This window comes from Sporosarcina koreensis (assembly GCF_001531445.1).
Taxonomy (GTDB): domain Bacteria; phylum Bacillota; class Bacilli; order Bacillales_A; family Planococcaceae; genus Sporosarcina; species Sporosarcina koreensis_C.
In genome coordinates this window covers 9009-14740 of the sequence record NZ_LQYA01000135.1, presented here as the reverse complement: position 1 = coordinate 14740, position 5732 = coordinate 9009, and the positions used below count along the sequence as shown (strand labels likewise).

General features: G+C 45.3%; 8 protein-coding genes. 5 read left to right on the top strand and 3 right to left on the bottom strand.

Going from position 1 to position 5732, the window contains the following annotated elements:
• Nucleotides 1–101 precede the first annotated feature (101 nt).
• Genes ribD through ribE (AWV70_RS14335) form a run of 4 tightly spaced genes read left to right on the top strand, consistent with a single transcriptional unit; the run spans nt 102 to nt 3530 of the window.
• Nucleotides 102–1187 (top strand): bifunctional diaminohydroxyphosphoribosylaminopyrimidine deaminase/5-amino-6-(5-phosphoribosylamino)uracil reductase RibD, encoded by a 1086-nt coding sequence (gene ribD, locus AWV70_RS14350; protein WP_060208517.1) that lies wholly within the window; start codon nt 102–104, stop codon nt 1185–1187.
• A complete protein-coding gene (gene ribE, locus AWV70_RS14345; protein ID WP_060208514.1) occupies nt 1188–1838 on the top strand; it encodes a riboflavin synthase in 651 nt (216 codons plus the stop codon).
• A 12-nt stretch (nt 1839–1850) separates the two neighbouring features.
• A complete protein-coding gene (locus tag AWV70_RS14340) occupies nt 1851–3053 on the top strand; it encodes a bifunctional 3,4-dihydroxy-2-butanone-4-phosphate synthase/GTP cyclohydrolase II (RefSeq protein ID WP_060208511.1) in 1203 nt (400 codons plus the stop codon).
• A gap of 12 nt (nt 3054–3065) precedes the next feature.
• Nucleotides 3066–3530: a 6,7-dimethyl-8-ribityllumazine synthase gene (gene ribE / locus AWV70_RS14335; protein ID WP_060208508.1), complete on the top strand. Its 465-nt coding sequence runs from the start codon at nt 3066–3068 to the stop codon at nt 3528–3530.
• 49 nt (nt 3531–3579) lie between these two features.
• On the opposite strand, the gene AWV70_RS14330 is transcribed toward ribE (AWV70_RS14335), so the two are convergent.
• A complete protein-coding gene (locus AWV70_RS14330; RefSeq protein ID WP_060208505.1) occupies nt 3580–3771 on the bottom strand; it encodes a hypothetical protein in 192 nt (63 codons plus the stop codon).
• An 89-nt stretch (nt 3772–3860) separates the two neighbouring features.
• Nucleotides 3861–4577, bottom strand: coding sequence for a TIGR02206 family membrane protein (locus tag AWV70_RS14325; protein WP_060208502.1), 717 nt, complete (start codon nt 4575–4577; stop codon nt 3861–3863).
• A gap of 128 nt (nt 4578–4705) precedes the next feature.
• Between AWV70_RS14325 and AWV70_RS14320 the strand changes: the two genes are divergently transcribed.
• Nucleotides 4706–5041 carry a hypothetical protein gene (locus AWV70_RS14320; protein ID WP_060208499.1) on the top strand — a complete coding sequence of 112 codons (336 nt, stop codon included), beginning with the start codon at nt 4706–4708 and terminating at the stop codon, nt 5039–5041.
• A gap of 39 nt (nt 5042–5080) precedes the next feature.
• On the opposite strand, the gene AWV70_RS14315 is transcribed toward AWV70_RS14320, so the two are convergent.
• Nucleotides 5081–5593, bottom strand: coding sequence for a (2Fe-2S)-binding protein (locus AWV70_RS14315; protein WP_060208495.1), 513 nt, complete (start codon nt 5591–5593; stop codon nt 5081–5083).
• Between the last annotated feature and the right edge of the window lie 139 nt (nt 5594–5732).

The window sequence follows — 5732 nt, the reverse complement described above, 5'->3', positions numbered from 1 at the left end:
CGGCACCGACAGTTAAAGTCTGGATGGGAGAAGCTGCTCGAGTTTGATGACCATGCCCAATTATTTATCCGCCCTTTTCAATAAAAGAAAGGGGGAATTCAATGGAACACGCCGATTATATGAAAATAGCTTTAGATCTTGCGAAGCTTGCAGAAGGTCAAACGTCACCGAACCCAATCGTCGGTGCTGTTTGTGTGAAAAACGGCAAGATTGTCGGGACAGGTGCGCATATGCAAGCTGGTACACCTCATGCTGAAGTGCACGCCCTCCGTATGGCCGGTTCCAATGCAGTCGATGCAGATCTCTATGTCACGTTGGAGCCTTGTGCGCACGTCGGAAAGACGCCTGCATGCACCGAGGCGATCATTGCAAGCGGCATTCGCCGTGTTTTCATTGCGTCCACAGATCCGAATCCTTCCGTCAATGGGAAAGGGATTAGGCTTCTTCGGGATGCAGGTATTGAAGTGATCACAGATGTATGTAAAGAAGAGGCGGATGTTAGCAACCGGGCATTTTTTCATTTTATTCAACACAAAAAACCCTACGTCACTTTAAAGGCAGCCGCCACTCTCGATGGCCGCCTTGCAACGCAAAATGGGAACAGCAAATGGATTACGTCTGAAAGTTCAAGACACGATGTCCATACCCTCCGCCATACCCATGATGCAATTTTAGTAGGTGTTAACACAATTCTTAAAGATAACCCTTTCCTCACCACCCGTTTGCCCCATGGTGGAAAGAACCCAACACGTATTATTTTAGATAGGCATCTAAGGACGCCTGAAACCGCAAATGTCATTCAGGATCAAGCTGCCGAAACGATTATTTTTACACTTGAATCGAATCGTTCGCGTACTTTTACCGATCTCCCATTCGTTCATCTGGAATTGATATCGGAACAGGTCAACTTTTTGGATGAAGTTCTCACTCGACTTGCTAAACGAGATATCATGACGCTGTTAGTGGAAGGCGGAAGCCAGGTCCATTCCAGTTTCATTCAATCGCGTCTTGCAAATGAGCTGTATTTCTATATGGCGCCGAAATTGGTTGGTAATGGCCCTACCCTATTCATGGATCAGAGCCGAACAACGATTGCGGAATCAGAACCGCTCCGTATCCTTGATGTGAAGCAAATCGGAGAAGATATTCGTCTCCATGCACTTTTTACGAATGGAGGTGCATTTTGATTGTTTACAGGTATTGTTGAAGAAATTGGAACCGTTCACTCAGTGAAAAAAGGTTCTTCTTCGATGCGATTATTGATTACGTGCAGCCATGTGCTCACAGACGTAACAAAGGGAGATAGTATTTCCGTCAATGGTGTATGTCTAACCGTTTCGGAATTTTCAACAACGCGATTCGTAGCGGATGTAATGCCCGAGACTTTCAAAGCAACGACGCTTTTCACGTTGGAGCCCGGGAGTCATGTGAATTTGGAGCGTGCTATGGCAGCGAACGGTCGTTTTGGCGGCCATTTTGTGACAGGGCATGTTGATTGCATAGGCGAAATTACAGCAGTGCGTTCAATCGAGAACGCAATCTATATGGATATACGAATCGATTCCGCATTCCAATCGCATCTCGTTCCGAAAGGTTCCATAACAATAGACGGTACTTCGTTGACTATTTTCGGCATCTCCGAACAAGGGGTTACGATATCCCTTATTCCTGTCACTCAAGCTGATTCCGTACTCGGTTATAAGCGTATCGGCGACTATGTCAATGTGGAATGCGATATCTTGGCGAAATATTTGGAGCGGATCGTCTCCAGGAAAGAAACTAAACCGTCCGGCGGGTTGACGATGGATGCACTTGCCAAAAGCGGATTTTTGGAATAAGAGGTGTTTGTGATGTTTGGTACAGTTGAACAAGCAATAGATGAATTACAGAAAGGAAAAGCAATCATCGTCGTTGATGACGAAAGCCGTGAAAATGAAGGGGACTTTGTTGCGCTTGCTGACTTCGCAACTTCGGAAATGATCAATTTCATGGCGACAGAAGGACGAGGCTTGATATGCGTCCCGATTGAACAACGACTGGCGGACGACCTTGGATTGGTTCCTATGACAACGACGAACACCGATGCCCATGGAACTGCTTTCACGGTCAGCATTGATCATTCTTCTTGCCGAACCGGGATATCCGCATTTGAACGTTCGGAAACGATATTGAAGATGCTTCATCCCTCCTCAAAGCCATCTGACTTCAGAAGGCCGGGACATATCTTCCCTCTAGTCGCGAAAGCAAACGGCGTCTTGGAACGCCCCGGACACACGGAAGCGGCAGTTGACCTTGCACGTCTTGCCGGTGCATCTCCAGCAGGAGTCATTTGCGAAATTATGAACGTGGATGGAACGATGGCACATGGTAAAAAGCTTATGGAAATTGCGAAGCAACATGAACTCGTCATTTTGACGATCGAACAGTTGATTGCATATCGCAAGAGAAACGAAAGACTCGTTGAAAGAGTTGTCGATATTCACTTACCTACGAAGTATGGCGATTTCACTGCAATCACCTATATAGAAAGTTTGACCGGCCGTGAGCATATGGCTTTTGTGAAGGGCCAAATCAATGAAGCTGAAGCAACAGTAGCCCCTCTCGTCAGAATCCATTCAGAATGCCTGACGGGTGATGTATTCGGTTCCTGCCGTTGCGACTGTGGTCCACAGCTGCATGCCGCACTTGCCCAAATCGAAGAGGCTGGAGCAGGGATTCTCCTCTATATGCGTCAGGAAGGCCGCGGAATCGGTCTTGTCAATAAAATGAAAGCATATAAGCTGCAAGAACAAGGGTATGACACAGTCGAGGCGAATGCTCGCTTAGGATTCGAAGATGATCTACGGGAATATTACATCAGTGCACAAATACTCGCTGATCTAAGATGCACTCGAATTCAATTGTTGACGAACAATCCGCGTAAAATTGAAGGACTTTCAGAACAAGGGATAACGATAGAAAATCGGATCCCTATCGAATTGCCTGTCGAGGATGACAACCGGTTCTATATGGAAACGAAAAAGGCGAAATTGGGACATCTATTGCATAACTGAGGAGGAAAACTAATGAGTATGACATATGAAGGACATCTAATCGGCACAGGATTAAAAATCGGCATCGTTGTATCCCGGTTCAATGAATTCATTTCTGGAAAGCTTCTTGGTGGAGCTGAGGACGCATTGCGCCGCCACGGTGTTGACACGGATGACATTGAAATCGCTTGGGTGCCTGGGGCTTTTGAAATCCCGCTCATCGCGAAACGGATGGCTGCTTCAAAGAAATATGATGCGGTCATTACTTTAGGCACCGTCATTAGAGGCTCCACCCCCCACTTCGATTACGTATGCAGTGAAGTAGCAAAAGGGGTCGCCGCTCTAAATATGACAGAAGGTGTACCAGTCATCTTTGGCGTATTGACGACCGATTCAATTGAGCAAGCGGTTGAACGTGCAGGTACGAAAGCTGGTAATAAAGGTTGGGATGCAGGCGTATCTGCCATCGAGATGGCAAATCTCATGAAACAACTCTAAGAATACAAAAAAGCAAGTCCCTTGATTTTACGGGACTTGCTTTTTTTATTCAGACACCCATTTTCCGGCTCGATTGCGTTACTTTCTTCGACTGTTGGCTCTTCATTTTCGGTGTTTGTTGAATCGGATTTCCTTTGGTTTTTGTAGACTGTGTCTTATTCTTCTTCGCTTCCAGCTGCTGTTTCACTGCATCTTTCAAGCTGATTTTCGCTTTTTCCGCGGTTTGCTTATTCGATTCCATGAATATCGTCTCCCTCCCATTGTATCGGTTAGTAAATTTTAGCACTCTCGTTGAATAGTGTCCATATAGAAAATATACGGAATATAAAACTATCGTACTCTTATTCTCCCTTTTCTCCGCAATAATAACCAAATGATCGTAAAGATTACGAATGCCACAGCTTCGAGCGAGATAATATACCAAGGGTAAGGACCGAGAAAATTAAGCAGGCTGCCATTTTGAGGTTTCATCCGAAGGAACATATAATTCCCGCCGACTAGCCAGTTTACAGCTACAATAATCGGCAACAGCGCATTGATGATCAACATTGTTTTCAATACGCCTTTAAATGTAGGTTGGTAGCCTTTCATCCAAACAAAATAAAGTCCGGTTACTATGATACCAGCATGTGTATAGAAAAAATGGAAAAAGCGGAAATGAGGAAAATTCATATCGAGAACAGGTGTTGCCAACGCTTGAAGAGCACCACCGATTCCTGCGAAAATGACAAAATCGATTGCAAACCGATTCCCTGTCCACAGTAGTACAATCGAGACGAACAAGGAGATACTGCACAACTCGAGTGGCAAGGAATCCTCCAATCTCCAACGATCCGCCGTTATGAGCCAAATGTGATAACCGATATCCATTGCGAATAAAGAAAGCGCAAAAACTCGCTCTATCGTATTCAATCTTGCACCATTCTCTTGCAATTTCTTTCGCTGCCAAAAAAGGATCACAACAATAAATGCGATTAGTAAAAGTGCCGTTAGATGCACTGTAGAAAACATGACAAACTGATGATTCGTTCCCCCACCCAACTCCATCCCCCATTCCCGTATCATGTTTATCCCAAATTATAGCATCGTTTACGGATGTTAAGAAGAATGGTTTGTTTAACCTCGTTCCGATACACACATACTATGGGCATTCGAAACGAAAGGGGACTAAAAGTATGGTACAACAAAATACTGAGCAATCGTCACAGCAACAGATGATGGAACAACAATTCCAGACGGAGAAAAAGCAAATCCTTCAAAAGCTGCAAAAAGCATCGCAGACAATCCAGCAGATGAGTACGCTGTTCGATTCCCAGTCTGTACAACAGGCACAGCAACAGCTTCAGCAAGCGGCACAGCTTTTGAATCAGTTGCAAGGACAAGCGGCGACCCAAGCACCCTCCACAGTCCAGCAACAGTTGGAGCAGGTCCGTAAACAGATCGAACAGGCAGCCCAAACATTGCAGTTGATTGAAACGTTGAACGTCGGCAATAAAAGCTTTAAAAAATGAAAATGAACCCTTGGTCTGTATGTTCCAAGGGTTCATTTTTCACAGTCCGGAAGTATCTCTACCTTCAGATTCCTTCAGTATGTTTGCAGCCAGGACGGATTTGATGGCATCTTTGATTTCCTGATAACCGGTGCATCTGCAAAGGTTCGATTGCAGCCATTCTTCAATCCGTTCGTCGTCTGCGTAGGGATGCTCTGTTACTAGCGCATGACCATTGACGATGAATCCAGGTGTACAGTATCCGCATTGGATCGCCCAGTTGTCAACAAACGCCTTCCTCAGCGGTGAATGCTTCAGCCCTTCGATTGTCGTAATTCCGCAGTTCAACGTTTCAATTGTCAATTGAAGGCATGAATGCATCGGTTTTCCATCCACTAATACCGTACATGCACCGCAATCCCCATTCCCGCATGCTTGCTTAGCGCCTGTCAAACCGAGCTGATCGCGCAATGTGCAAAGCAATGTATCAGCAGAGCGGATCATGATATGCTGTGAAGTTCCATTGACGAGCAATGGGACTACGGTATATTTGTCAGTGTTCGATATGATCATTGCTACATCTCCCATTGGGTATTCATTTCAGTTAACAGCTTGTTTAGGATAAAACGGCGGAAGTCTTTCGCAGCAATGAAATCATCAGTAATGTTCGTTGGCAATTTGGCAATCGCCTTGTCGATTCTCTGTTGCTGCT

Bases quoted from the DNA above. Each gene is read 5' to 3' on its own strand.
- ribE (WP_060208508.1), top strand. From the start codon at position 3,066: ATGAGTATGACATATGAAGGACATCTAATCGGCACAGGATTAAAAATC.
- ribD (WP_060208517.1), top strand. From the start codon at position 102: ATGGAACACGCCGATTATATGAAAATAGCTTTAGATCTTGCGAAGCTT.
- AWV70_RS14340 (WP_060208511.1), top strand. From the start codon at position 1,851: ATGTTTGGTACAGTTGAACAAGCAATAGATGAATTACAGAAAGGAAAA.
- AWV70_RS14330 (WP_060208505.1), bottom strand. From the start codon at position 3,771: ATGGAATCGAATAAGCAAACCGCGGAAAAAGCGAAAATCAGCTTGAAA.
- AWV70_RS14315 (WP_060208495.1), bottom strand. From the start codon at position 5,593: ATGATCATATCGAACACTGACAAATATACCGTAGTCCCATTGCTCGTC.
- AWV70_RS14320 (WP_060208499.1), top strand. From the start codon at position 4,706: ATGGTACAACAAAATACTGAGCAATCGTCACAGCAACAGATGATGGAA.
- AWV70_RS14325 (WP_060208502.1), bottom strand. From the start codon at position 4,577: ATGGAGTTGGGTGGGGGAACGAATCATCAGTTTGTCATGTTTTCTACA.